At 67.2% G+C, this 354-nt stretch carries 1 protein-coding gene; it reads right to left on the reverse strand.

All coding sequences use genetic code 11. The features are described from left to right. The coding region (locus tag R5H29_RS03025) for an ArdC-like ssDNA-binding domain-containing protein (protein WP_332328713.1) at positions 1 to 354 on the reverse strand (354 nt) is incomplete at both ends.

The following is a 354-nucleotide window of genomic DNA, read 5'->3' on the forward strand; positions in this document are numbered from 1 at the left end:
CTGCGCGGCGTTGAAGACGGTGAACCGCTTGAGGAACGGGATGGGGCGCGCTTCGCCGCCGGCATCATGCGCCCGGTGCTTCTCATCGTCGGGCACGAAGCGGTCGGCATACACGACGGTCGTGCCACGCTCGCCTTTCCGTACGTTGCCTCCCAGGGCGAGGGCTTGGCGGAAGGTCAGCCAGCTTTGGGCTGGGTAGCCGCCTTCGATCACCGCGCCCCAAAGGATCAGGACGTTGATCCCGGAATAGCGCCGGCCCGTCGCCGCATTTCGCGGCAGGTCGAGCGTAGCCTTCGCTGAGGCCGTCCCCCAAGGCTGGACCCACGGCACTTTTCCGGCCTCGAGCTCGGTGAT

This window comes from Stenotrophomonas sp. A3_2 (assembly GCF_036624925.1).
GTDB lineage: Bacteria > Pseudomonadota > Gammaproteobacteria > Xanthomonadales > Xanthomonadaceae > Stenotrophomonas > Stenotrophomonas hibiscicola.